Raw genomic sequence first — 25,567 nt, forward strand, 5'->3', positions numbered from 1 at the left:
AATGAATCAGAACGAGCGCCTATTTTATTATAATGGCAGCCCTTTTCCCGTCCGGCCGGTAGCGCGTTGAGCGGACGACGCACTAGGCTGACACTTCCGTCAGGAAAGTGCGGACGGTCTGGTCGAGGCGGCGCGCCTCTTCGACCATGACAGTCGCCGTGTTGACGACATGAACCGACGTGCTGCGGGCGTCGCCGATCGTCGCCTTGAGGCGGTCGACGCTGTGCGACAGGTCGACGGTGCCGTTGGAGGCGGCATGGACGCTGCCCGCGATCTCCTGCGTCGCCACGGTCTGGCGCTCGATGGAGATCTCGATCGCCCTCGTATGGGTCATGACGTTCTCGAGGGTGCGTGCGATCATCTCGATCGAGCTCACCGCCTCGCCGGTGGCCTCCTGGATGGCCGCGACCTTGCTCGCGATCTCGTCGGTGGCCTTCGCCGTCTGTCCAGCGAGCGCCTTCACCTCGTTGGCGACGATGGCGAAGCCCTTGCCGGCGTCGCCGGCACGGGCGGCCTCGATGGTGGCATTGAGAGCGAGGAGATTGGTCTGGGCCGCGATCTCGTCGATGAGACGCACGACGGCGCCGATCTTGCTCGCCGCCTCCGCCAGGCCGTCGACCTTGGCCGTGGCCGTGCGGGCGACGGCATTGCCGTCGTCGACCACGGTGGCCGTCTCCTGCACCTTGCCGGCGATCTCGGCGATGGAGCTGCTGAGCTGCTCGGTCGCATGTTTCACGAGCGTAACGCTCGAGACCGTGCTTTCCGAGGCGGCGACGGCTTCGACAGCCTCCCTCTCGGCCGCGGCCGAAACGTCGGCAAGCTGGTGTGCCATGGCATCCATCGTATCGATACCGCTACCGACGCGGGCGAGGACCGAACGCATCGTCTCGTCGAAGCGGTGGATGGCCTGTTCCAGAGCTTCCCGCCGCTGCTTGACGGTCTCGGCGAAGGCGACATGCGTGCGCAGCTGGTCGCGCTCCTGCAGCGAGCGCTGGAGCAGCACGACGGCGCGCGCGATATCGCCCACCTCGTCCTTGCGATTGGCGCCCGAGACGTGGGTGCGCCAGTCGCCCTGCGCGACGGCACCGACGGCCTCGGTGATGCGCTCCAACGGCCGGGTAACGTGGCGAGCCGTGGCGAGCGCGATGGCGGCGAAGACGATGAGCGCCAAGCTGGCGCCGCCGACGAGCCAGGCGACGAGCGCGCGCGTCTCGGCGGCTCCGATGCGCACTGTCTCGTCCCTGAGCTGGTAGGCTTCGGTACGGGGCGCGAGGGCGCACACGCTGAGATTCGCGGGAAAGTCGATGCAGCGCGAGAAGAACTGCTGATCGGGCGTCGCGAGCAGGTTTGTGTCCTCATGCGCCGAGAAGTTGCCCGTCAGCGGGGGCAGGCCCGAACGGGAGACGACGCGATCTCCGGAAAGCACGGCAACGCCAGTGTTGGTCAGGCGCGAAAACTCGTTGAGAATCGGCTCGCTGGCGCGCAACGCCCGGTGCGCGATGAGCGCGGCCACCACATCGCCGAAATCGTCGAAGATGGGCGTGACGACGATGGCGGCGGCAGGGGCCGGGGCAACGGCACCAACGGCCGTCGCCAGCGCCTCGTCGAGTGGCCTGACCGTCTCGAGGATGCGCGGCCGGCGGCGGTCGTTCTCGGTCATGAGGGGCCGGATCTGCTCTGCGAGCGGGCTTTTCTGCAGTGCGTCGTTCGCGCCGAGAATGTCGAGCCACTGGTCGTGCGCGCCGATCACCCGCATCTTGTTATCGACAACCAGAATGCCGTCGATCTTGGCGACTTCGGCGGCGCGCGAGAGGAGTTCGCTCATCGCCACCACATTGCCCGAGGCGATCGCGCGCGAGACGTCCGCCCTCAGCGCGATGGCGTTGATGCGGTAGGTGACCTCGTCGAAGATGTTCCTGAGGCGCGCTGCCGCGAGCCTCGCGTCGGCCTCCAGTCGTTCGGACAGTTTCGTCTCGGCCAGCGCTTCGAGCTGCATTGCCTGTCGGTTCAGCCCGCGGTCGAGGCGCATGACCGTCAGCGCGACGAGCGCGGCGAAGGCCGCGAGCGCAGTGGCGACGATCGCGATCGTAAAGCGCGTGCCGAGCGAGGAAAGGCTTTTCAAGGCAGGGCCTCACTTCACGGGAACGCCGCCGGCCTGACGCATGGCATCCTGCGCCTCCGGCGAGGACAGGAAGGAAATGAAGTTCAGGGCCTCCGTCGTCACGGTTTTGGGATCGTGAATGATCGCCACGGTCACGGCGCTCGGATAGCCGTCGTCGGTTGGGAACAGCCCGTCGACGCGCAACACCGCCAGCTCATCGGGCAGATTGTTGCTGAACGGGCCGAAGCCGATGGCGCCTTCGACCTCTCGGACCGTGTCGATGCCCTCCTGGGTGGTGAAGGCGGTCTTCGACTTGTCCGTGAAGACGAGCTTGTCCCAACCGGGCATGGAGGCGCGCAGTACCTGAAGAGTGCTGTCGGCGTCCTCGCGGCGTACGACGCGCACGCGCAGGTCCCTGCCGCCCACCTCGCGCCAGTTCTCGACCGCGCCGGAAAAGATCGCCCGGATCTGCGCGCCGGTGAGGGCTGACACACCGGCGCTGCGATTGACATAGAAAGCGGACGGCAGCCTGAGAAACGGCGTCGCCACCAGGCCCTGAGAGCGCTCGGCATCCGTGAGCGGCCGCGCGATGCGCCCGAGGATCTCCTTGCCCGATCCGACGGCCGCGATGCCGCCACCCGAGCCGATGCTTGGCGGCACGACGATCGTCGTCTGGGGGTTGCGCTGCGTATAGAGCTTGCCGACGGCGCTCAGGATATCGATCCCGTCGCCGGTGCCCACGATACGCAGTTCTGCCGCGGTGGCGGCTGCCGGGGCGCCGAGGCCAACGATTGCGGCGCAGATCAGGCCGACGAGCTTGCGCATGTTTCCTCGTGTCTCGTTATTGCCCGAAGGCTTGCATGATAGGAGACAGAGGGTAATGAAAGGTGAACTTACCGAAAGTTGTAGCGTTCAGTGCAATGCATCCACGCTCGGGCAATTTGTTGGTTAACTGTCGGCTACTTTCACAAGTCAGATCAGTATTTACAATGTATGAGCGTTAAATCGGCGCCACGCGCTCAGGCCGTGTGCTCGGCGAGATTGGCGACAAGGTCGCCGAAGCGCTCGCCCTGGATGATGATGTGCGCCTTCAGGAGGGTCGAGGCGACTTCCGCATCGCCCTGCTCGATGGCGGCCAGGATGCCGTCGTGCTCGGCGAGAGAGGTGCGGATGCGACCGCGGACGCGGAGCTGGAGGCGCCGATAGGGCTTCAGCCGCCGGTGCATCAGCGTCGCCTGCTCGGCGAGGAAGCCGTTGCGGGAGGCCTGGTAGATGGCGTGGTGAAAGCGCTCGTTGGCGTAGTAGTAGCCATCCGCGTCGTCGGCCTCCGCGGCAGCGCGGCAATCCCGCTGCGCCGCCGCCAACGCCGTGATGTCGCTGCCGTCGGCCCGGCGGGCGGCGAGGCGGCCGCACATACCCTCGAGCTCGGCCATGACCTCGAACATCTCCATGAGGCGCGAGGGGCCCACCTGTGCGACGACAGCTCCGCGATGTGGGCGGATTTCGACGAGGCCGGTGGTGGCTAGCTGCAGCAGGGCCTCACGGATCGGCGTGCGCGAGACGCCGAAGCGCTGCGCGAGCGTCGCCTCGTCCAGCCGCTCGCCTGCCTTGAGAAGGCCCATCGCGATGTCGTTCTCAAGGGCGTCCCTGAGGACGAAGCCGCGTTTGCCGCTCATGTGACAGCACCATCGCATACGATACGATCTATATTGTATACAAAATCGTTGACAGCGGATGCAAGTTTGATTTCGATGGCCGTCGAGGCCCGCAAGAGGCCCCGGCTCCCGGGGAGCCAGACCATTTGGAGGAAACGACATGCGCAAGACGTTGTTGGCGACGGCCAGTGCCGTGGCCGTTCTGATCGGCGGCCTGATGCCCGCCGCCGCGGAGATTGTGCTTAAAGCCTCGCACCAGTTCCCGGGCGGCAAGGGAGACCCGCGCGACGAGATGGTGCAGATCATCGCCCGCGAGGTGGAGAAGGCCAATGTCGGCCTCAAGATCCAGGTCTTCCCCGGCGCCTCGCTCTTCAAGCCGAACGAGCAGTGGGGCGCCCTGACCAAGGGGCAGCTCGACATGTCGGCCTTCCCGCTGGACTATGCCTCGGGCCGCCATCCGCAGTTCTCGGCCACCCTGATGCCCGGCCTCGTGCGCAATTACGAGCGCGCCGAGCGGCTCAACAATTCGCCCTTCATGGCGGATATCAAGAAGATCATCGAGGATGCTGGCGCCGTCGTCATCGCCGATGCCTGGCTGTCGGGCGGCTTCGCCTCCAAGAAGAACTGCATCACCGGCCCCGATTCCATCAAGGGACAGGTGACGCGCGCCGCCGGCCCCGCTTTCGAGCAGATGCTGGCCTTGGCCGGCGCCTCGATCTCGTCGATGCCCTCGTCGGAAATCTACACCGGCATGCAAACCGGCGTGCTCGATGCCACCAACACCTCCTCGTCGAGCTTCATCTCCTATCGTCTCTACGAGCAGGTGAAGTGCCTCACGGCGCCGGGCGAGAACGCGCTGTGGTTCATGTATGAGCCGGTGCTGATGTCGAAGCGCGTCTTCGACAAGCTCACGCCCGAGCAGCAGAAGGCGATCCTCGATGCCGGCAAGACGTCGGAAGCCTATTTCAACGAGGAAGCGAAGAAGGGCGACCAACTGCTGATCGACACCTTCAAGAAGGCAGGGGTGGAAGTCGTCGAGATGTCCCAGGCGGACTACGAGGCGTGGCTGAAGGTGGCGCAGGAATCTTCCTACAAGAACTTCGCCGAGAAGGTGAAGGGCGGCCAGGAGCTGATCGAAAAGGCGCTGGCCGTCGAGTGAGGCGAGGCCGGACGGCCGCAGGGGTGCCGGATGGACCTTCTCCCCGCGGGCGGGCAGAGGGTGTACCCGGCGCTCCTCTGCCATGCCCGCGGGGAACGGAACACGCAAATGGTTCGAGCCTTCGTTGCCGGTGTCGACAACGTATCGCGCCTGTTCGGCATCGTCGCCGGCGTCCTCATCGCCGCCGCCATGGTCGTCATCTGCCAGATGATCTTCATGCGCTACGTCTTTCGCGCGCCGACCATCTGGCAGACCGATTTCGTCGTCTTCAGCGCCACGGCGGCCATCTTCCTCGGCGCGCCCTACGTTCTCCTGCGCAAGGGGCACGTCGGGGTCGACGTCATCGAGACCCTGGCCAGCGCGCCGGTGCGGCGGGCGCTCGCCATCCTCGGCGCCTTCCTCGGCCTTGCCTTCTGCATCGCGATGTTCGTCGCTTCCGTCCTCTATTTCCACGAGGCGTGGGAAGGCGGCTGGACCACGTCGACCGTCTGGGCGCCGCCGCTGTGGATCCCGCTCATCCCGCTGCCTGTCGGCTTCGGGCTGCTCAGCCTGCAATACGTTGCGGAGATCCTGAAACTCTTCACCTCGACGCCGGCGGCGCAACGCCTGCCGCACGCCGCAGGAGCCGATGCATGACACTCTCCATCGCTGCCTATGTCATCGTCGGCTCGCTCTTCGCCTTCCTGGCGACGGGCATGCCGATCGCCTTCGCGCTCGGCCTCGCCGCCATCGCGGGGCTCCTGGTGGAGGAAGGCTTCGGCATCTTCGACGTCCTCGGCGAGACCATGTATGCTGGCATCGCCAATCTCGCCTATGTGTCGATCCCGATGTTCGTGCTCATGGGCGCCGCCGTCGCGGCTTCGCCCGCGGGCAAGGACCTCTACGAGGCGCTCGACCGCTGGCTCAACCGCGTGCCGGGCGGGCTCGTGCTGTCGAACCTCGGCGCCTGCGCCATCTTCTCGGGCATGACCGGCTCGAGCCCGGCCACCTGCGCCGCCATCGGCAAGATGGGCATTCCCGAGATGATGAAGCGGGGTTATCCCGCCTCCGTCGCCACCGGCTCCATCTGCGCCGGCGGCACGCTCGGCATCCTCATCCCGCCGTCGGTCACGATGATCGTCTACGGCATCGCCACCGAGACATCGATCGGCCGGCTGTTCCTCGCCGGCGTCATGCCCGGGCTGATGCTGACGGCGATGTTCATGGCCTGGGCGCTGATCGATGCCAAGCGCAAGGGCTTCCGCTTCGGCGCTGCCGGACGCGGGCGCTTCACATTGGTGCAGAAGTTCGCCACGCTGCCACGCGTCCTGCCGTTTCTCGTCATCATCCTCGGCGTGCTCTTCGTGCTCTACGGCGGGGTCGCGACGCCCTCGGAGGCGGCGGGGGCGGGCGCCTTCCTGACGCTCGGCGTCGTCATCATCGTCTACCGGCTGTTCCGGGCCGGGCCCGTCGTCGAGATCTTCGGCACGGCGATGCGCGAGAGCATCATGATCATGATGATCATGGCGGCGGCGGAGCTCTTCGCCTTCGCGCTGTCCTCGCTCTTCATCACCCAGACCATCGCCGGCGCCATTGCCTCGCTTGAGATCAACCGTTGGCTGCTGATGGGCGTCATCAACGTCTTCCTGCTGGTCGCCGGCATGTTCCTGCCGCCCGTCGCGGTCATCGTCATGGCGGCGCCGCTGCTCTTCCCCATCGTGACGCAGGCGGGCTTCGACCCCTACTGGTTCGCGGTGGTGCTGACGATCAACATGGAAGTCGGGCTCATCACGCCGCCCATCGGCCTCAACCTGTTCGTCATCAACGCCATCGCGCCGCAGGTGCCGACGCGGGAGGTGCTGTGGGGCTCGCTGCCATATGTCTTCGTGATGTTCCTCGGTATCCTCCTTCTGTGCATCTTTCCGCAGATCGCCACGTGGCTGCCGGATGTCGTGATGGGGCCCGCAATCTGACAGGATCAAGGAGAGGCGGATGCCGAACTCGTTCTTCAACGAACTCCTGCAGCAGCTCAGCGAGCGAGGTCGTGCCATGCTCGGGCTCGCGCGCGATGCGGCGGCGCGCGGCGACGTCGTGGAACTGTCGGAGCACCTGCTCTCCGGTCGCGGCGAGGCCTCTGGCGTGGCGCTCGCCAAGGCCGTGCTCGACACCTACGCCAATGCCCCGCTCGCCACGCGCCTCGCCTTCCTCACGGCGCTCGCCGAGCGCTTCGGTGCCGATCCGCAGAAGGTCGAGGAGGCGATCACGGCCTATCGCGAGAAGCCGGATGCGGCGACTTTGCACCGCCTGCACACCGCTGCCGAGGCGCGCCGGCAGGAGCTGATGCGCCGCCTCAACCTGGCGCCGGGTGGCACCGCCGCGCTCGTCAGGATGCGCGAGGAACTGATCGAGCATCTGCCGAACCGGCCGGACCTCAGGGCGGTCGATGCCGATTTCGTTCATCTCTTCTCGTCCTGGTTCAACAGGGGATTCCTCGTGCTGCGCCCCATCGACTGGACGACGCCGGCCAACATCCTCGAGAAGATCATCCGCTATGAGGCGGTGCACGAGATCCACGACTGGGACGACCTGCGCCGGCGCCTCGAGCCGCCGGACAGGCGCTGCTTCGCCTTCTTCCATCCGCAACTCGTCGACGAACCGCTGATCTTCGTCGAGGTGGCGCTGACGGCGGAGATCCCCGGCGCCATTGCGCCGCTCCTCGCCAAGGACCGCAAGCCGATCGCGGCCGAGGCGGCGACCACGGCGGTCTTCTATTCCATCTCCAACACCCAGCGCGGGCTCGGCGGCGTCTCCTTCGGCAACTTCCTGATCAAGCAGGTGGTGGACGATCTCAAGCGCGACCTGCCCAACCTCAAGACCTTCGTCACACTGTCGCCGGTGCCGGGCTTTGCGAAATGGCTCGCGCGGGAGCGCGGCTCCGAGGCTTCACAGGCGCTCGATGCCGAGGCGAAGACGGTGCTCGCGGCGCTCGACGAGGAGGGCTGGCACGAGGATCCGGCGACGGCGGAGAAGGTGCGCAAGGTGCTGCTGCCCGCCGCCGCCTGGTATTTCCTCAAGGCCAAGACGCCGAACGGCCGGCCGGTCGATCCGGTGGCGCGCTTCCACCTCGGCAACGGGGCGCGGCTGGAGCGGCTCAACTTCCTCGGCGACACCAGCGCCAAAGGCCTCGGCCAGGCCCATGGCCTGATGGTCAACTATCTCTACGCGCTCGAGGACATCGAGAAGAACCACGAGGCCTTCGCGGGTTCGGGCGAGGTCATCGCCGCCGCGGCGGTGAGGAAGCAGCTGAAGGGCGAGCGGGCGTCACGCACGCTCGTGCCCGTCACCGACTGAACAAGAAGACAGAACGAAGACAAAGCCCATGCCATCCTATCTCTTCGCCCGACTCGCCGCCCGCATGCCGGCTGCCGAGAGGCCCTTCATCGAGACGCCGACCGGGCGGATCATCACCTACGGCGACCTTGTCGCGGGCACCGGCCGGATCGCCCATGCGCTCGTGGCGCGCGGCGTCGGGCCGGGGGACCGGGTGGCGGTGCAGGTGGAGAAGAGCCCCGAGGCGGTCATGCTCTATCTCGCCTGCCTGCGCGCGGGCGCCGTCTTCCTGCCGCTCAACACGGCCTATACGCTCGCTGAGCTCGACTATTTCCTGGGCGATGCCGAACCGGCCCTCGTCGTCTGCGATCCGAAGAGCCGCGACGGGCTCGTGCCCGTCGCCGAGCGCTACGGGGCGCGGGTCGACACGCTCGACGCGGCGGGCAAAGGCAGCCTGACGGAGCGCGCCGCCGGCGAGACGCCCGATTTCGCCGACGTGGAGCGGGGCGCGGACGATCTCGCCGCCATCCTCTACACCTCCGGCACCACCGGGCGCTCGAAGGGCGCCATGCTCAGCCACGACAATCTCCTGTCGAACGCGCTGACGCTCGTGGACTACTGGCGCTTCACCAGCGCCGACGTGCTGCTGCATGCCTTGCCCATCTTCCACACGCACGGGCTCTTCGTGGCGACGAACGTCGTTCTCGCCGCAGGCGCGTCGATGCTCTTCCTGCCGAAATTCGACGCCGACGAGGTGATGCGCCTCCTGCCGAAGGCGACCGCCATGATGGGCGTGCCGACCTTCTACGTGCGCCTCCTGCAGCACGAGGGCCTGACGCGCGAGGCCACCCGCCACATGCGGCTCTTCGTGTCCGGCTCGGCGCCGCTCCTCGCCGACACCCATCGCGAATGGCGCGAGCGCACGGGCCACGCCATCCTCGAGCGCTACGGCATGACCGAGACCAACATGAACACGTCCAATCCCTATGACGGGGACCGGGTCGCCGGCACGGTCGGCTTCCCGTTGCCGGGGGTCACGCTGCGCGTCGTCGATCCAGAAGGCGGGCAGGCGCTGCCGCAGGGCGAGATCGGCATGATCGAGGTCAAGGGGCCCAACGTCTTCAAGGGCTACTGGCGCAACCCGGAGAAGACGAAGGCCGAGTTCCGCGACGACGGCTTCTTCATCACCGGCGACCTCGGCAAGGTCGACGAGCGCGGCTATGTCCACATCGTCGGCCGCGGCAAGGACCTCATCATCACCGGCGGCTACAACGTCTACCCGAAGGAAGTGGAGAGCGAGATCGACGCCATGCCCGGCGTCGTCGAGAGCGCCGTCTTCGGCGTGCCGCACCCGGATTTCGGCGAGGGCGTGACGGCGGCCGTCGTTGCCGAAAAGGGGGCGAGCGTCGACGCCGCCGCCATCGTGAAGGCGCTCGAAGGGCGCCTCGCCAAGTTCAAGCAGCCCAAGCACGTCGTCGTCGTGCCGGAGCTGCCGCGCAACACCATGGGCAAGGTGCAGAAGAACGTGCTGCGGGACACCTACAAGGACCTCTACGCGCGGTGAGGCATCCCGCGCCTGACCGGCGGCCCGCGGCGGCACGAGGGCAATCCCCGACGGTGAGATGACGGCGCGTCCCGCGCCGCCGCGGCCGTTCGGGCGAAGCAGGGAGGAATGGCCGTGAAAGGACTGCTGCTCGCCGGGTTATCCTTCGTTGCACTCGCCGCCGGCGCCGAGGCGCGCGTCGTCGGCTTCGAGGTCACGCGCACCGAGGCGCCGGCCTTCGCCGGCCGCAGCTTCGCGGCGGGCCTCTACGAAAAGATCGTGGCGCGCGTCACCATGGCGGTGAAGCCGGAGGATGCGCGCAACGCCGGCATCGTGGACCTGGCGCTCGCGCCCCGGAACGCCGCCGGCGAAGTGGTCTTCTCGACAGACGTGCACATCCTGAAGCCGGCCGATCCCGCGCGCGGCAACGGCAAGCTCCTCTACGAAGTCACCAACCGCGGCCGCAAGCTCGGGCTCAGCCTGCTGAACGATGCCCCGATGGTGAATGACCCGGCCTCGGCCGCCGATGCCGGCAACGGCTTCCTCATGGACCAGGGCTACACGCTCGTCTGGAGCGGATGGCAGGGCGACCTCGCGACCGCCGGCGGGCTTCTGGGCCTCGACGTGCCGACCGTGCCCGGCGTGACGGGGGAGAGCCGCGAGGAATTCGTCTTCGACGACACCAAGGGCACAGAGGGACCGGCGGTTGCCGTCGATCTCTCCTACCCGGCGGCCGATCCTGATCCCGCAAAGGCGCGGCTGACCGTGCGAGCCCGGGAGGGCGATGCGCGCGAGACGCCGGCCGGCCTCTCCTTCACCTATCTGAGCCCGACCCGCATCGAGATTACGAAGGCGCCAGGCTTCGATGCGGGCGCCATCTACGAGTTCATCTACACGGCAAAGAACCCGAAGGTCATGGGCCTCGGCTTTGCCGCCGTGCGCGACCTCGTCTCCTTCCTGCGCTACGAGGGCGCGGCGCCGGACGGGAGCGCCAATCCTCTCGCCACGGACGGCGCGCCGGCCTTGAAGGCCGCCTATGCCATCGGCATCTCCCAGAGCGGCCGCTTCCTGCGCGATCTCCTCTACCAGGGGTTCAACGACGACGAGAGCGGGCGGCCCGTGTTCGACGGCCTGATGCCGCATATCGCCGGCGCGCGCAGAACCTTCACCAATGCGCGCTTCGCCCAGCCGGGCCGCTATTCGCGCGATCACGAGGACCATCTTTATCCGGGCGACGCCTTCCCGTTTTCCTATGCGACGAGCCTCGATCCGATCGGCGGCACCACGGACGGCATCCTGAAGCGCTGCGAGGCCGCCGGCTCCTGCCCCAAGGTGATCCAGACCGACACCGACACGGAGGCGGTGCAGGCGCGCCTGTCGCTCGTCGTCACCGACACGGCCGGCAAGCCCCTGGCGCTGCCGGAGAACGTGCGCGCCTATTACTTCGCCGGGCTGCCGCACTTCACGCCCTTCGGCGCCAAGTCCGCGCCGGTGGCGGCCTGCCAGCTGCCCTCGAACCCGCTGCATGCGGGCGCGCCCATGCGCGCGCTGCTCGTCGCGCTCGACGCCTGGGTAACCGAGGGCCGGGAGCCGCCGCCGAGCCGCTATCCGGGCCTGGAAGAAGGCACGCTCGTCGCGGCGCAGGAGGCCGGCTACGACAACATTCCCGGCCTGAAATTCGCGGGCGAGCACAACGAAAAGTCGCTCGTCGACCATACGCGCATGCCGCCCGTCGCAGGACCGGCCTATCCCGTCTTCCTGCCGCGCGTCGATGCCGACGGGCATGCGGTCGCGGGCATCCGCCTGCCGGTGATCGAGGCGCCGACGGCGACCTATCTCGGCTGGAACCTGCGCAAGGCGGGCTTCGCCGAGGGCGCCATCTGCGGCCTGACCGGCTCCGAAATCCCGCTCGCCCGCACCAGGGCGGCGCGGCAGGAGGCCGGCGACGGGCGCCTGTCGCTGGAGGAGCGCTATCCCGATCATGCCGCCTATGTGGCGGCGGTCTCCGCCGCGGCGCGCAAGCTCGTTGACGAGCGGCTGATGCTGCCGGCGGACGCGGACACCATCGTCCGTGCCGCGGAAGCCTCCGACGTCGCCCGCTGAGGCCGGATCAGCCGCCGTACTTCTCGAGGAAGGCCTCGACCGACAGCGCGCGGAAGTCGGGCAGGGCGGCGTGCAGGCGCTCATGGCTCCAGTCCCACCAGGCGAGCGCCATGAGCCGCTCGGCGACGGCGGCCGGGAAACGGGGCCTGATGGGCCTGGCCGGCACGCCCGCGACGATGGCGTAGGGCGCGAGGTCCTTCGTGACGACGGCGCCGGAGCCGACGACGGCGCCGGTGCCGATCGTCACCCCCGGCATCACCGTGACGCCGTGGCCGATCCACACGTCATGGCCGAGGGTGACGGGCTGGGCCCGGCGCCAGTCGAAGAACCCGCTCTCGTCCTCCTCTCCCTCGAAATAGGCCGAGGCGCGGTAGGTGAAGTGGGACTGACTCGCCCGCCACATGGGGTGGTTGCCCGGGTTGAGCCGCACCTGGGCGGCGATGGAGCAGAACTTGCCGATCGTGGTGTAGATGACGTCGCCGTCGTTCACAATGTAGCTGTAGTCGCCCATCGTCGTCTCGACGAGGCTCGTGCGCGCGCCGACTTCCGTGTAGCGGCCGAGCGTCGAGTGCAGCACGCTGGCGGTCGGGTGGATCGTCGGCGTTTCGCCGAGGCGCTTGCCCATCATTCGTCTCCCGGGAGGTGGCGCGCAGGTTTCGTGTGCCGATGTGACGCTGTTGTGACGGTATCAACAGTATTGAAAAGTTGTTATATGGCAAATTGATCAATTTATTGATTGTCATGATAGTGTCGTCTGCTCGATCTAGCTAACGCAGCAATCATGGAGGTTGCTGCATGCTGGTTCTCGAAGGCGTCAGCCGACGTTTCGGTGCGAAAGTGGCTGTCGACAAAGTCGAGCTGACCGTGGTTCCCGGCTCCTTCGTGGGCGTCATCGGCCGCTCCGGCGCCGGCAAGTCGACGCTGCTGCGCATGATCAACCGGCTGGTCGACCCGAGTGACGGGCGCATCCGCTGCGGCGATGTGGACGTGACGGGCCTCAGGGGCCGTGAGCTGCGCGACTGGCGGGCGCGCTGCGCCATGATCTTCCAGCAGTTCAACCTCGTCGGCCGGCTCGACGTGCTCACCAACGTGCTCATGGGCCGGCTCAATGCCGCGCCCTCGGCGAAATCCCTCGTGCGCCTGTGGGGGGTGGAGGACAAGGCGATCGCGCTCGCGGCGCTCGAGCAGTTCGACATCGCCGGGCTCGCGGCGCAGCGCGCGGATTCTCTGTCCGGCGGCCAGCAGCAGCGGGTGGCCATTGCCCGCGCGCTCGCGCAGTCGCCCGAGATCATCCTGGCCGACGAGCCGATCGCCTCGCTCGATCCGCGCAACACGCGCATCGTCATGGACGCGCTGCAGCGCATCAACCGCACCTACGGCATCACCGTCATCTGCAATCTGCATTCGCTCGAACTGGCGCGCGGCTACTGCGACCGTCTGGTCGGCATGGCGGCCGGCCGCGTCGTCTTCGACGGCCTGCCGGAAAGTCTGACCGACGACGTCGCGCGCGAGCTATACGGGCTCGAGGCCGCCGACGTCATCGGCGAGGGCGCCACATCCACGGCGGCATCCGGGTGGGGCGCCCATTCCCCTGTCTCGATCCCGGCCTGAGCGCCGCGACGAACAAGGGCGCGGTGATCCGCGCCTGATGTCAATCTTGAGGAGAGACCACGATGTTGAACCGCCGCGCCCTCATCGGTGCCGCCGCCGCGTCCTTCGCCTTCGCCGGCATGGCCCAGATTCCGGCCTTCGCTGGGGACTGGAAGGCGAAGTATCCCGAGCTCATCTTCGCCGTCATCCCGGCCGAGAACGCCTCGGGCGTGAACGAGCGCTACGACGACTTCGTCGCCTATCTGTCGAAGGAACTCGGCGTGCCGGTGAAGCTGCGCATCGCCAACGACTATGCGGCGGTGATCGAGGGCCAGAAGGCCGGCAACATCCACATCGCCTACTACGGCCCGGCCTCGCTCTCCCGCGCCGTCAAGGTGACGAACGGCGGCGTCGAGCCCTTCGTGACGACGATCAACTCCGACGGGACGGTCGGCTATTATTCCGTCGCTTATGTGAAGGCCGACAGCCCGTACCAGTCGATCGACGACCTCAAGGGCAAGAACCTCGGCCTCGTCGACCCCAACTCGACCTCGGGCAACAACGTGCCGCGCTTCGCCCTCGACAAGCAGGGCATCGATCCCGAGCAGTTCTTCGGGAAGGTCGTCTATGCCGGCAGCCATGAGAACGCCGTTACCGCGCTCGAGCAGGGCACGGTCGACGTCGCCTTCAACTGGTGGAACTCCGAGAACGACTCCAACCTGACGCGCATGGCCAACAAGGGCATGGCGAAGAAGGAGAACTTCCGGATCATCTACAAGTCGGACCTCATCCAGGGCTCGCCCTACGCCTATCTCACCGACCTGCCGGCGGACCTGAAGCAGGCCATCACCAAGGCCTTCGAGGAGGCGCCGCAGAAGGACAAGGCCGCCTTCGACAAGCTCTCCGACGGCAAGGACAAGGGCTTCGCCCCGGTCACCACGGAGGACTACAAGGCGACCATCGAACTCATCGAGTTCGTCGACCGCCTGAAGCGCAAGAAGGCGTCCTGAGCGCATCCGTTCGGCAGGCCATCCCTGCCGCCCATCGCGCATTCCATCGTCATGGCCGGGCTTGTCCCGGCCATCCATGGCCTTCGACGGCGCTTGCGGTCAGGCGTGGAGGCCCGCAACAGGGACGGGCATGACGGCGTGCTGCCTCCGGCCCACCGGCTGACAAAGCAACCATCTCATGTCGCACGTCATCGCCCGTCTGCCTGAGCCGCGCCTGCGCGCGCTCGAAGATGCCTACGGCGCGGCCGTCGCCGCCAAGCGCCGGCAGGTTCTTCTCGGCGGCCTCGTCCTTGCCGCGCTCGTCGGCCTGTCCGCCTGGGCGGGCGAGGTGGACCTTGAGAAGTTCTTCGCCAATCTCTGGCGCTTCCCGAGCTACATCGGCGACATCGTGCCGACGCTCCGGCTCGCCCATCTCGGCGAGGATCTCGCCGAGTGGTATTGGGGGCTCGGCTACTGGCTGCGGCTCATGGGCGAGACGCTGCTCATAGCCTATCTCGGCACCATGCTCGGGGGGCTCTGCGCCATCAGCCTCTGCTTCCTTGCCGCGGCCAATCTCTCGCGCTCGGCGCGGGTGCGCTGGCTGGTGCGGCGTGTGCTCGAATTCTGCCGCACGGTGCCGGAGATCGTCTTCGCGCTCATCTTCGTCGCGGCCTTCGGCCTAGGCCCGGTGCCGGGCGTGCTCGCCATCGCGATCCACACGACCGGGGCGCTCGGCAAGCTCTTTTCCGAAGTCGTCGAGAACATCGACATGAAGCCGGTCGAGGGCGTCTCGGCCACCGGCGCGACCTGGCTGGAGACGGTGCGCTTCGCCGTGCTGCCGCAGGTGCTGTCCAACTTCGCCAGCTATGGCCTCCTGCGCTTCGAGATCAACGTGCGCGGCGCGGCCGTGATGGGCTTCGTCGGCGCCGGCGGCATCGGCCAGGACCTCATCGAATCCATCCGCAAGTTCTACTATTCCGACGTCAGCGCCATCCTCCTCATCATCATCGCCACCGTCATGGTCATCGACCTTGCGACCGAGCGGCTGCGCCATGCGCTGATCGGCATGGAGCGCCGCTCATGAGCGCGACACGGACACAGCGTTTCGAGGCCGAGGCGCTCGCCGGCCTGAGGGGGCTCGTGGCGCGCCATCCTTCCATCTTCCGCGTGAACTGGCCGCGCCGGCTGCTGAGCGTCGCGATCGTCGCCGTGCTCGCGGGCCTGTTCGTCTCGGGCTTCTGGGCGCTCGGCTTCTCCTTCGCCCGCATCGCCGGCGGCCTTGACAAGCTCGTCGAGTTCGCCGGCTTCATGCTGCCGCCGTCGCCGGGCAGCTACGCGACTTTCCTCACCTATCTCATGGCGCTGGCGCAGACGCTGGCGATCGCCTTCCTCGGCACGCTGACGGCGGCGATCCTTGCCTTTCCCTTTGGCTTCCTCGCGGCCAAGAACGTCATCCCGAACGTATTCCTGCATTTTTCGCTGCGTCGCGGGCTTGATGTGGTGCGCGGCGTCGACGTGCTGATCTGGGCGCTCATCTGGATCAATGTTGTCGGGCTCGGGCCCTTCGCCGGCATCCTCGCCGTGGCGACGAGCAATTTCGGCGAGTTCGGCAAGCTCTTCTCCGAGGCCATCGAGGCGATGGACAAGAAGGCCGTGGAAGGCGTCGCCTCAACCGGCGGCGGCAAGCTGCATCAGGTACGCTTCGGCCTCCTGCCGCAGGTCTTCCCGGTCATCGTCAGTCAGGTGCTCTATTATTTCGAATCGAACACCCGCTCCGCCACCATCATCGGCGTGGTCGGCGCCGGCGGCGTCGGCCTGCATCTCTACGAGCAGATCCGCATGCTCGAATGGCAGCACGTCTCCTTCCTCGTTCTGATGATCCTTCTCACGGTGGCAGTGATCGACTTCGTCTCAGGCCGGCTGCGCTTCGCCATCATCGGCAATGCGAAGATCGCGGCCTGAACCGTTTATGTTCGCATCCGCCTATTCCCCCAGCCGGCATCCACTTCGCGGGCGGATGCACTTTGGTGCGCGCTGATCCTCCCCCGTATGGGGGAGGTGGCGCCGCGAAGCGGCGACGGAGGGGGTTAGGGGTTGACAACAAGGGCGTCGATCCCGGTCTTGACTCCACCCGTCTCGCGCCTTCGGCGCGATCCACCCTCCCCTTGAGGGGAGGGATCAAGCCAAGAACCTTGCGGCCGGCTTGCATTCGTCCTGCTCTAGCCGTTTTCGACCACTAGCTCGACGCGGTCGGCGGCGAAGACGACGTGGGCCGCCTGCACGGGCGTGCCCGTGCCGTCGACGTTGAGCGCATCGACGACGAAAAGGATGCGCCCCGGCGAGAGGTCGAGCCGCGCCGCATCCTCGCCCGTGGCGAGGCGGGCGGTGATGCGCGTCTCGGCGCGCATGTAGTCCGGCACGCCGCAGGCGGCGAGTGCCCGGGTGATCGATCCCGTCTCGCGCAGCACGGCGGTGACGCCGGCAAAGCGCGGCAAGGGGAAAAAAGACGTGCCGTAAGAGACAGGCGTGCCGTCGATGAAGCGGCGCACCTCCGTCCGCAGCACCGGCGCGCCCGGCATGAGGCGCAGGCGCCGGGCCGTCTCCTCGTCGGCCACCGTCTCGGCCGCCGACATCAGCTCGCCGCCCGCCTCGTGGCCTTCGCGCGAGACGATCTCGGTGAAGCGCGTGCGCCGGCCGATGGGGTAGGCGAGGGGCTTCGCCTCCACGAAGGTGCCGCGTCCCTGCGTGGCGCGCAGCAGGCCCTTGGCGGCGAGCGCGGCGATCGCCCGGCGCACGGTGTGGCGGTTGACGGCGAATCGCTCCGCAAGCCGCGCCTCCGTCGGCATCTGGCTGCCGGGCGTCAGGCGCCCGTTCATCACATCGGCCTCGATGGCATCGGCGATCTGCCGCCAGGCGGTGACGCCGGCGGCGCGGGCGAGCGCGCCGTCGCTCGTCCCGGTCATCGCAGCGTCGCCAAACTCCGTTATGGCCTCGCCCGTCATGGAATTGTCACTGGACTTTTTCATATAGTTGTCTATACCACTAGACAAATAATTATTGAAGCGCTGCGACAGGGCAGCGAGGGCGGGTGATCATGACCGCAGTCGGTCCAGGTGAAATCCATCCAGCTGACGATGATCGGGAAATCGCGGCGCGGCAAGCCGTGATGGCCGTTTCGGCCGCGGCACGGCGCGAGGAGCTGGACAGCGTGCTCGCGGCGCTCGCGCCGCTGCCGGAAGCGAGCGACCTGCGCCGGCCGGAGACGGGCCTCGTCATGACGCGCGGGCGTGCCGGCGGTGACGGCGCACCGTTCAACCTCGGCGAGGCGACGGTGACGCGCGCGGCGGTGCGCATCGCGGAGGGCGGACGCACCGTCAACGGCTTCGCCTATCACCTCGGCCGCGACGCGGCGCGGGCGCGTGCCGCCGCCATCATCGACGCGCTCTGGCAATTGCCGGGCCGGCGGCAGGCGGTGGAAGCGGCGCTCGCACCGGTGCACGAACGGCTCACGGCCGAGCGCGAGACGGCCGCGCGCCGCACGGCGGCGACGCGCGTCAACTTCTTCACCATGGTCCGCGGAGAGGATTGATGAGCATCGCCCTCGCAGCCGGCTTCACCGAGCCCGTCTTCGATGCGCAGCGCGTCTTCCGCGCTCTCATGGATGCCACCGCGCGGCCGGCGACCGTCCAGCCGCTCGTCACGGACCTTGCGCCGCCGGCGCCGCTGACGCCGGAACTCGCTTCGGTGGCTCTGGCGCTGGCCGACCATGAGGCGCCGCTTTGGCTCGATGCGGCGCTCGCCGCCGTGCCGGCGGTGGCCGCCTATCTGCGCTTCCACACCGGTGCCCGTATCGTCGAGGCGCCCGACGAGGCGGCCTTCGCCCTCGTCGCCGAGCCCGATGCGATGCCGCCGCTCGGCGCCTTCGCCGTGGGCACCGACGAATATCCCGACCGCTCCACCACCGTCGTCATGGCGGTGCGGAGACTCGCGGCAGGGCAGGGGCTCGCCTGCGAGGGGCCGGGCATTCTGGGCCGGGCCGACATCGCCATCGCGCCGCTGCCGGGCGACTTCCTCGTCCAGCGCGCGGCGAACCGGGCGCTCTTCCCGCGCGGTGTCGACTGCGTCTTCGTCGCGCCGGGCTCTGTCGCGGCGCTGCCCCGCACCACGCAGATCCTGCCGGAGGGCTGACATGTATGTTGCGGTCAAGGGCGGCGAAGCCGCCATCGACAACGCCCACCGGCTGCTCGCCCATGCGCGGCGCGGCGACCCCGCCATTCCGGAGATCTCCCCGGAGCAGATCGACGGGCAGCTGAAGCTCGCCGCGGATCGGGTGATGGCGGAAGGCTCGCTCTACGACCGGGATCTCGCCGCGCTCGCCATCAAGCAGGCGCGCGGCGATCTCGTCGAGGCCATCTTCCTCGTGCGCGCCTATCGCACCACGCTGCCGCGCTTCGGCTACAGCGAGCCGGTCGACACCGCCGCCATGGCCGTCGAGCGCCGCATCTCCGCCACTTACAAGGACCTGCCGGGCGGGCAGGTGCTGGGGCCGACCTTCGACTACACCCACCGGCTCATCGACTTCCTGCTCGCCGCCGGCGCCACGCCGCCCGAGCCGGCGGAGGCCGCGGCGGGCGAGGGCGAGCCGATGGCGCGTGTCACGGACCTCCTCGACGGCGAGGACCTGATCGAGCGCGAGGTCGCGCCCGACGGCGACATGCCGGTCGGCGACCTGACGCGCGAGCCGCTCGATTTCCCGGCCGAGCGGGACCTGCGCCTGCAGGCGCTCGCCCGTGGCGACGAGGGTTTCCTGCTCGCACTCGGCTATTCCACCCAGCGCGGTTACGGCCGTACGCATCCCTTCGTCGGCGAGGTGCGCTACGGCGAGGTGGCGGTGGAGTTCGTGCCGGAGGAACTCGGTTTTGCCGTGCCGCTCGGCACGATCGACGTCACCGAGTGCCAGATGATCAACCAGTTCAAGGGCTCGGCCGAGGTACCGCCGCAGTTCACGCGCGGCTACGGCCTCGTCTTCGGCCAGAGCGAGCGCAAGGCCATGGCGATGTCGCTGGTCGACCGGGCGCTGCGCGCCCGCGACTTCGGCGAGGAGGTGACGGCCCCGGCACAGGACGAGGAATTCGTGCTCGCCCATTGCGACAACGTGCAGGCCACCGGCTTCGTCGAGCATCTGAAGCTGCCGCACTACGTCGACTTCCAGGCCGAGCTCGACCTCGTGCGCCGCATGCGCGCCGAATATGCCGCCCGTCGTGGCGAGGCGAGCGAGATGAAGGAGGCAGCGGAATGAGGGCGGCGATGCGGGATGATCTTCCTTTTCCCCGCACAGAGGTGGGGAAGGAAACGGAGGCCTACAACTTCGCCTATCTCGACGAGCAGACGAAGCGCATGATCCGGCGGGCGATCCTGAAGGCGATCGCCATTCCCGGCTACCAGGTGCCGTTTGCCAGCCGCGAGATGCCGATGCCCTATGGCTGGGGCACCGGCGGCGTGCAGGTGACGGCCGCGGTGCTCGGCCCCGAGGATGTGCTCAAGGTCATCGACCAGGGCTCGGACGACACGACGAACGCCGTCTCCATCCGCCGCTTCTTCGCGAAGACGGCGGGTGTCGCGACCACGACGAAGACGCGGGAAGCAACCCTTATCCAGACGCGCCACCGCATCCCGGAGGAACCGCTGCGGGACGGCCAGATCCTCGTCTACCAGGTGCCGATCCCGGAGCCCCTGCGCTTCCTCGAGCCGCGCGAGACCGAGACGCGCAAGCTGCACGCGCTCGCCGACTACGGGCTGATGCATGTGAAGCTCTACGAGGACATCGCCCGCCACGGCCACATCGCCACGACCTACGCCTATCCGGTCGAGGTCGCCGGCCGCTATGTGATGGATCCCTCGCCGACGCCGAAGTTCGACAACCCCAAGATGGACATGTGCGCGGCGCTGCAGCTCTTCGGCGCCGGGCGTGAGAAGCGGATCTATGCCGTGCCGCCCCACACGCGGGTGAGGAGCCTCGATTTCGAGGACCATCCCTTCCGCATCCAGACCTTCAAGCAGCCCTGTGCACTCTGCGGCGCCGAGGGGGTCTATCTCGACGAGGTGGTGCTCGACGACCGCGGCGGGCGCATGTTCGTCTGCTCCGACACCGATTTCTGCGAGGAGCGCAGGGCGGCCGGACATGGAGGGGCGATGGCAGCGGATGGCGACGCGGCAGGAGAGACCCGATGACCGATCTTCCGCTTTTGTCCGCCCGCGGCCTGACGAAATTTTACGGCGAGCGTCTTGGTTGCCGGGACGTGACCTTCGACCTTCACGAGGGCGAGGTGCTCGCCGTCGTCGGCGAATCGGGCTCGGGCAAGTCGACGCTGCTCGGCCTGCTCGCGACCGAGCTCGCCCCGAGCGCCGGCGCGGTCCACTACCGCATGCGTGACGGGGCGGTGCGCGACCTGTCCGAGCTCACCGAGGCCGAGCGGCGCCTGCTGCTGCGCACGGACTGGGGCTTCGTGCGCCAGGATGCGCGCGAGGGCCTGCGCATGGACGTCTCGGCCGGCGGCAATGTCGGCGAACGGCTGATGGCCGTCGGCGCCCGGCATTACGGCAATATCCGCGCCGCCGCGAGCGATTGGCTCGCGCGTGTCGAGATCGAGGCCGGCCGCATCGACGACACGCCGAAGAGTTTTTCCGGCGGCATGCGCCAGCGCCTGCAGATCGCCCGCAACCTCGTCACCCATCCGCGCCTCGTCTTCATGGACGAGCCGACCTCGGGCCTCGACGTCTCGGTGCAGGCGCGCCTGCTCGATCTCATCCGCGGCCTCGTGGCGGAACTCGGCCTCGCCGTCATCATCGTGACACACGATCTTGCTGTGGCTCGTCTGCTCTCGCACCGCATAATGGTGATGCGCCGGGGCAGGGTGATCGAGACCGGACTGACCGACCAGGTGCTCGACGACCCGCGCGAGGCCTATACGCAGCTACTCGTTTCCTCGGTGCTGGCAGCATGACGAACGAACAGCCTCTCATCGCCCTCGACGACGTGTCGAAGAGCTTCACGCTCCACCTGCGCGGCGGGCTGGAGCTTGCCGTCGTCTCCGACGTCAGCCTCGCGGTCGCGGCCGGCGAATGCGTCGTCCTCGGCGGCCCCTCGGGCGCCGGCAAGTCGTCGATCCTCAAGATGATCTACGGCAACTACCGCGCCGACCGTGGCTGCATCCTCATCCGCGACGGGGCGGAGGTGGTCGACGTCGCCAGCGTCGAGCCGCGCCGCATCCTGGCGCTCCGGCGCGACGTCATGGGCTATGTCAGCCAGTTCCTGCGCGTCATCCCGCGCGTCGCGACCCTCGACATCGTGGCCAATGCGGCGCGTGAGAGCGGTACCGGGCAGCAGGAGGCGATGGAGCGGGCGAGGCGCCTGCTCAGCCTCCTCAACGTCCCGGAGCGCCTGTGGCAATTGCCGCCCTCGACCTTCTCGGGCGGCGAGCAGCAGCGCGTCAACATCGCCCGCGGCCTTGCCGCCGACCGGCCGGTGCTGCTCCTCGACGAACCGACGGCTTCGCTCGACGCGAAGAACCGCGCCGTCGTCGTCGACCTCATCCACGAGAAGAAGCGGGCCGGCACCGCCATTCTCGGCATCTTCCACGACGAGGACGTGCGCGAGGCGGTGGCCGACCGCATCGAGGACGTCACCCGCTTCGCTTCTTCCCGAGCCGCCTGATTGAGAGCCGCCGTCATGACCGCAACGCCCGACAGTTTCGTCATCGAGAACGCCACGCTCATCCTGCCCGACAGGATCGTCCCGGGCGGCTGGCTCGCGGTCTCGGACGGCCGCATCGCCGAGTTCGGCGAGGGCCGGGCGCCGGAGCGCGGCATCGACCTTGCCGGCGACTATCTGCTGCCGGGCCTCGTCGAGCTGCATACCGATCATCTCGAGAGCCACTACGCGCCCCGGCCCAAGGTGCGCTGGCACCCGCTCGCCGCCGTCATGGCCTATGACGCGCAGATCGCGGCCGCCGGCATCACAACGGTGTTCGATTCCCTGCGCATCGGCTCCGACTTCGACAAGGGCTCGCTCGGCGAGGAGGTCTGGGCGCTTGCCGATGCCATCAAGACGGCCGTCGCCGAGGGGCATGTGCGCGCCGAGCACCGCACGCACCTGCGCTGCGAAATCTCGTCCCCCGACGTCATCGACCAGGCCGAGCGCTATGTGGCCGAGTACCCGGTGCACATGATGTCGCTGATGGACCACACGCCGGGCCAGCGCCAGTTTCGCGACATCGCCGTATGGAAGACCTATTACAGCGGCAAGAACGGCGTCGGCGACGACGCCATGAACGAGCTCATCGCCCGCCGGCTCGCCATGCATGAGGCGAATGCCGAAACCCACCGGCGCCGCCTCGTCGAGATCGCCCGCGCGCGCGGCGTCGTGCTGGCGAGCCACGACGACGCGACGCCCGAGCATGTGGAGGAGGCGAAGACCGACGGCGTCGCCATCGCGGAATTCCCGACGACGATCGAGGCCGCCCGCGGTTCCCATGCCGCCGGCATCCGGGTGATGATGGGCGGCCCCAACATCGTGCGCGGCGGCTCCCATTCCGGCAGCGTCGCCGCCGAGGCCGTGGCGCGGGAGGGCGTGCTCGACATCATCTCCTCCGACTACGTCCCGGCGAGCCTCCTCATGGCCGCCTTCGACCTGCCGCGCCGGGTGCCGGCCATCTCGCTGCCCGAGGCGGTGGCGACGGTCACGCGCAATCCGGCCCTCGCGACGGGGCTCGCCGACCGCGGCGCGCTCGCCGCCGGGCTTCGGGCCGATCTCGTGTGCGTGCACATGACGGGTGCCGTGCCGGTGGTGCGGCAGGTGTGGCGCGAGGGGCGCCGCGTGGCATGACCATGGAAGCCGAAGCCGGCGATCGCGTGCGCATCACGCTCGGGCGCGGGCTCTTCGTCTGCGTCGTCGGGCCGAGCGGCGCCGGCAAGGACACGCTCATCGACCATGCCCGCCGGCGCCTCGCGGGTGAGGGGGATCGCTTCGTCTTTCCGCGCCGGCTCGTCACGCGCGCTGCGAGCACCGCCGAGGACCACGATGTCCTGAGCGAGGAGGCCTTCGGCGCAGGCATTGCGGGCGGCGCCTTTTCTCTGCACTGGCGCGCGCACGGCCTCGGCTATGCGCTGCCGCGCAGCGTCGAGGCGGCGCTTGCGGACGGGGCGGTCGTGGTCTGCAACATCTCGCGGGCGCAAGTCGCGGCGGCGCGCGCGGCCTTTGCCCGCATCGCCGTCGTATCGGTGACGGCGCCGGACGCCGTCATCGCCGGACGGCTCGCGGCCCGCGGCCGGGAAAGCGCCGAGACGATCACCGCGCGCCTCGCCCGCGGCAAGGCCGTGATGCCCGACCGGGCGCCGGATCTCACCATCGTCAATGATGGCAGCGTCGAAGCGGCCGGGGAGAAGCTGGTCGCCTTCCTGCGTGGGGCGCTCCGGGATTGAGGGTGCTTCGGAGTGCCTCCGGGCCGCGTATCCGACGCTCTCCGCCCACGGCCTTCGGGCCACTTGCGCGACGGCAAGGCGTGGATGCCCGCGACGAGCGCGGGCATGACGAAATGAGAGGCGGCCGGCCAGCCGCCGGCTACCCGCCCGGGCAGTCCACCGCCACGATACGGGCGCGCCAGACCTCGGCCGCGGCGCCGAGGGTTGTCGCTTCGCCCGTCCCGTCGGCTTCGGGCAGGCTGGCGCTGTCGGCAAGGTTTGCCGCGATCGTCGCGGGGACGGTCGTGCCGAGCGCGATGCCAGCAACCAGCGTCATCGTCTGCGGCAGAGGCCCGACGATTGCGACCAGAGCGCCGGACCTATCGACGACGGGGGCTCCCGCCATGCCGGGCTGCACCGGGGCAGCGAGGCGCGCCGCGCCGTCGCCCGCCACCTTGAGCACGCCCGGCGTCGCGACGAGCCGGCGCTCGCCGCCCGTGGCGGCATGGCCGAGGATGAAGACCGCCTGCTCCGTGCCCTCCGGCCGGCGCCACGCCACCGGCGCCCCTCCCGCCGCGAAGGCGCCTTCGACGAAGGCGGCGCCGCCGCTCGCCTCGATCTTCACCGGCTTGCCGCCGACCGTCGGCGCCTTGCAGGCACCTGCGGCGGCGCTCGTCAGCGCCCGCCCGCCGTCGAGGACGATGGCCGTGAAGGCATTGCCGCCGGAGACGGTGGGGGCGGGGGATGCCGCACCGCCGGCCCCGGCCGTGGCCGTTGCTGCCGATACGGTCTCGGGCTCCGGCTCGAAACTGTTGGTGATGGCGATGGTGAGCCGGTCGAAGGTCGCGGCGGCGCTCGCCGGATAGGCCATGGTGAAGCCGCGCAGACCGGCGGCGGTTGCGGCAAAGCGCGTGAAGAAGCGCTCGGCGCCTTCCTCGCCGGTGACGACGAACCAGTTGTCGCGCAGCACCTTGTAGGTGATGCGGCGCCCCGGCGCCGCGGCGCTGAGGTCGGCGTAGAGATCCTTGAGGCCGGTGCCGGCCGCGGCCGGGATGAGATCCGTCGTCAGGGCGCCGCCGCCGCGCCTGGCGCGGAAGAGGGAGCCGCCCGGCGTGTCGCTGCGCTCGGCGAGCACCTTCTGCGGCACGCCGATGCGGATGCCGGAGCGGCGATCGTCGATGACGGCAAAGCCGGCGGCATCGCGCTGGCGTTGCGCGGCCGCCAGGAGCGCGTCGCGTTCGGCGGGCGTGAGAATGCCGTCCGCGGTGAGGCGGCTGCGCGTCTCGAAGGCGCGGATGGCATCGAAGCTGCGCTTGCCGAAGGCGCCGTCGAGCGTGCCGTTGTAGTCGCCGGTCCAGACGAGCGCGTCCTGGATGGCCTTGCGGTCGGCCTCCGGCAGCGCCTCGAAGGCCGCACGGGCGGCATCGAGCGCTTCGCCCGCCGCGGGCTGCTGCGCGAGAGCCGGGGTGCCGAGAGGCAGGACCGCTGCGCCGATAAGGAAGCCCATCAGGGCCCCGATGCCGCCCTGCCCACGATCCCGCCGCGTCCGCGCCCGGTTCATGCCCCCGCCTCCCGTTCGTTGCGTCGCGTGACTATGGCAAAACGGCACGGCGACGTCACGGCATGCGTCGCAGCCATGGATTGCGGCCGTGCTTCGAG

At 68.6% G+C, this 25,567-nt stretch carries 24 protein-coding genes; 18 read left to right on the forward strand and 6 right to left on the reverse strand.

Going from position 1 to position 25,567, the window contains the following annotated elements:
- Window positions 1-82 precede the first annotated feature (82 nt).
- From P2T65_RS17905 to P2T65_RS17915, 3 genes are all read right to left on the reverse strand, one after another.
- Window positions 83-2,122, reverse strand: a complete 2,040-nt coding sequence (locus P2T65_RS17905) for a methyl-accepting chemotaxis protein (protein WP_063185215.1) — start codon at window positions 2,120-2,122, stop codon at window positions 83-85.
- A 9-nt stretch (window positions 2,123-2,131) separates the two neighbouring features.
- Entirely contained in the window at window positions 2,132-2,926 is a 795-nt protein-coding gene (locus tag P2T65_RS17910; RefSeq protein WP_276200411.1) for a substrate-binding domain-containing protein, read from the reverse strand.
- A 194-nt stretch (window positions 2,927-3,120) separates the two neighbouring features.
- The gene (locus P2T65_RS17915) at window positions 3,121-3,777 is read right to left on the reverse strand and encodes a GntR family transcriptional regulator (RefSeq protein ID WP_063185210.1); all 657 of its coding nucleotides are present in this window, start codon (window positions 3,775-3,777) and stop codon (window positions 3,121-3,123) included.
- A gap of 196 nt (window positions 3,778-3,973) precedes the next feature.
- Here P2T65_RS17915 and dctP point away from each other — a divergent pair, with 196 nt between their 5' ends.
- From dctP to P2T65_RS17945, 6 genes are all read left to right on the forward strand, one after another.
- Window positions 3,974-4,915, forward strand: a complete 942-nt coding sequence (gene dctP, locus P2T65_RS17920) for a TRAP transporter substrate-binding protein DctP (protein ID WP_245280487.1) — start codon at window positions 3,974-3,976, stop codon at window positions 4,913-4,915.
- Window positions 4,916-5,023: 108 nt separating this feature from the next.
- Window positions 5,024-5,551 (forward strand): TRAP transporter small permease, encoded by a 528-nt coding sequence (locus P2T65_RS17925; protein WP_055458037.1) that lies wholly within the window; start codon window positions 5,024-5,026, stop codon window positions 5,549-5,551.
- Window positions 5,548-6,867 (forward strand): TRAP transporter large permease, encoded by a 1,320-nt coding sequence (locus P2T65_RS17930; protein ID WP_055458038.1) that lies wholly within the window; start codon window positions 5,548-5,550, stop codon window positions 6,865-6,867. The genes P2T65_RS17925 and P2T65_RS17930 overlap by 4 nt, the downstream gene beginning before the upstream one ends.
- A 19-nt stretch (window positions 6,868-6,886) precedes the next feature.
- Entirely contained in the window at window positions 6,887-8,245 is a 1,359-nt protein-coding gene (locus P2T65_RS17935; protein ID WP_063185207.1) for a malonyl-CoA decarboxylase, read from the forward strand.
- Window positions 8,246-8,273: 28 nt separating this feature from the next.
- Window positions 8,274-9,788, forward strand: coding sequence for a malonyl-CoA synthase (locus tag P2T65_RS17940; RefSeq protein WP_055458040.1), 1,515 nt, complete (start codon window positions 8,274-8,276; stop codon window positions 9,786-9,788).
- Between the two features lie 108 nt (window positions 9,789-9,896).
- Window positions 9,897-11,870: an alpha/beta hydrolase domain-containing protein gene (locus tag P2T65_RS17945; RefSeq protein ID WP_245280464.1), complete on the forward strand. Its 1,974-nt coding sequence runs from the start codon at window positions 9,897-9,899 to the stop codon at window positions 11,868-11,870.
- A gap of 7 nt (window positions 11,871-11,877) precedes the next feature.
- Here P2T65_RS17945 and P2T65_RS17950 read toward each other — a convergent pair whose 3' ends face one another.
- Window positions 11,878-12,498, reverse strand: a complete 621-nt coding sequence (locus P2T65_RS17950) for a DapH/DapD/GlmU-related protein (protein WP_276200412.1) — start codon at window positions 12,496-12,498, stop codon at window positions 11,878-11,880.
- 167 nt (window positions 12,499-12,665) lie between these two features.
- Between P2T65_RS17950 and phnC the strand changes: the two genes are divergently transcribed.
- The 4 genes from phnC (at window position 12,666) to phnE (P2T65_RS17970) (ending at window position 16,411) form a co-directional block, all read left to right on the forward strand.
- A complete protein-coding gene (gene phnC / locus P2T65_RS17955) occupies window positions 12,666-13,481 on the forward strand; it encodes a phosphonate ABC transporter ATP-binding protein (protein ID WP_276200413.1) in 816 nt (271 codons plus the stop codon).
- 62 nt (window positions 13,482-13,543) lie between these two features.
- Entirely contained in the window at window positions 13,544-14,470 is a 927-nt protein-coding gene (phnD, locus tag P2T65_RS17960; RefSeq protein WP_276200414.1) for a phosphonate ABC transporter substrate-binding protein, read from the forward strand.
- A 178-nt stretch (window positions 14,471-14,648) separates the two neighbouring features.
- A complete protein-coding gene (gene phnE, locus P2T65_RS17965; protein WP_276200415.1) occupies window positions 14,649-15,533 on the forward strand; it encodes a phosphonate ABC transporter, permease protein PhnE in 885 nt (294 codons plus the stop codon).
- Window positions 15,530-16,411: a phosphonate ABC transporter, permease protein PhnE gene (gene phnE / locus P2T65_RS17970; RefSeq protein WP_063185194.1), complete on the forward strand. Its 882-nt coding sequence runs from the start codon at window positions 15,530-15,532 to the stop codon at window positions 16,409-16,411. The genes phnE (P2T65_RS17965) and phnE (P2T65_RS17970) overlap by 4 nt, the downstream gene beginning before the upstream one ends.
- A gap of 257 nt (window positions 16,412-16,668) precedes the next feature.
- Here phnE (P2T65_RS17970) and phnF read toward each other — a convergent pair whose 3' ends face one another.
- The gene (phnF, locus tag P2T65_RS17975; protein ID WP_346348319.1) at window positions 16,669-17,475 is read right to left on the reverse strand and encodes a phosphonate metabolism transcriptional regulator PhnF; all 807 of its coding nucleotides are present in this window, start codon (window positions 17,473-17,475) and stop codon (window positions 16,669-16,671) included.
- Window positions 17,476-17,543: 68 nt separating this feature from the next.
- Here phnF and phnG point away from each other — a divergent pair, with 68 nt between their 5' ends.
- Genes phnG through phnN form a run of 8 tightly spaced genes read left to right on the forward strand, consistent with a single transcriptional unit; the run spans window position 17,544 to window position 23,929 of the window.
- Window positions 17,544-18,038: a phosphonate C-P lyase system protein PhnG gene (gene phnG / locus P2T65_RS17980; protein ID WP_276200416.1), complete on the forward strand. Its 495-nt coding sequence runs from the start codon at window positions 17,544-17,546 to the stop codon at window positions 18,036-18,038.
- Window positions 18,038-18,637, forward strand: a complete 600-nt coding sequence (phnH, locus tag P2T65_RS17985) for a phosphonate C-P lyase system protein PhnH (RefSeq protein WP_276200417.1) — start codon at window positions 18,038-18,040, stop codon at window positions 18,635-18,637. Before phnG ends, phnH begins: the two co-directional genes overlap by 1 nt.
- 1 nt (window position 18,638) lies before the next feature.
- Window positions 18,639-19,748, forward strand: a complete 1,110-nt coding sequence (locus tag P2T65_RS17990) for a carbon-phosphorus lyase complex subunit PhnI (RefSeq protein ID WP_276200418.1) — start codon at window positions 18,639-18,641, stop codon at window positions 19,746-19,748.
- Between the two features lie 8 nt (window positions 19,749-19,756).
- On the forward strand, window positions 19,757-20,680 hold the full coding sequence (locus P2T65_RS17995) for an alpha-D-ribose 1-methylphosphonate 5-phosphate C-P-lyase PhnJ (protein WP_276200427.1): 924 nt from the start codon (window positions 19,757-19,759) through the stop codon (window positions 20,678-20,680).
- The gene (gene phnK, locus P2T65_RS18000; protein WP_276200419.1) at window positions 20,677-21,453 is read left to right on the forward strand and encodes a phosphonate C-P lyase system protein PhnK; all 777 of its coding nucleotides are present in this window, start codon (window positions 20,677-20,679) and stop codon (window positions 21,451-21,453) included. The genes P2T65_RS17995 and phnK overlap by 4 nt, the downstream gene beginning before the upstream one ends.
- On the forward strand, window positions 21,450-22,163 hold the full coding sequence (phnL, locus tag P2T65_RS18005; RefSeq protein ID WP_276200420.1) for a phosphonate C-P lyase system protein PhnL: 714 nt from the start codon (window positions 21,450-21,452) through the stop codon (window positions 22,161-22,163). Before phnK ends, phnL begins: the two co-directional genes overlap by 4 nt.
- A gap of 15 nt (window positions 22,164-22,178) precedes the next feature.
- On the forward strand, window positions 22,179-23,333 hold the full coding sequence (locus P2T65_RS18010) for an alpha-D-ribose 1-methylphosphonate 5-triphosphate diphosphatase (protein ID WP_276200421.1): 1,155 nt from the start codon (window positions 22,179-22,181) through the stop codon (window positions 23,331-23,333).
- The gene (gene phnN, locus P2T65_RS18015) at window positions 23,330-23,929 is read left to right on the forward strand and encodes a phosphonate metabolism protein/1,5-bisphosphokinase (PRPP-forming) PhnN (protein WP_276200422.1); all 600 of its coding nucleotides are present in this window, start codon (window positions 23,330-23,332) and stop codon (window positions 23,927-23,929) included. The genes P2T65_RS18010 and phnN overlap by 4 nt, the downstream gene beginning before the upstream one ends.
- 139 nt (window positions 23,930-24,068) lie before the next feature.
- Here the strand turns inward: phnN and P2T65_RS18020 are convergent, their stop codons facing one another.
- Window positions 24,069-25,469 (reverse strand): peptidoglycan-binding domain-containing protein, encoded by a 1,401-nt coding sequence (locus P2T65_RS18020; RefSeq protein ID WP_063185183.1) that lies wholly within the window; start codon window positions 25,467-25,469, stop codon window positions 24,069-24,071.
- Window positions 25,470-25,567 lie beyond the last annotated feature (98 nt).

Source organism: Chelatococcus sp. XZ-Ab1, assembly GCF_029309855.1.
Taxonomy (GTDB): domain Bacteria; phylum Pseudomonadota; class Alphaproteobacteria; order Rhizobiales; family Beijerinckiaceae; genus Chelatococcus_A; species Chelatococcus_A sambhunathii.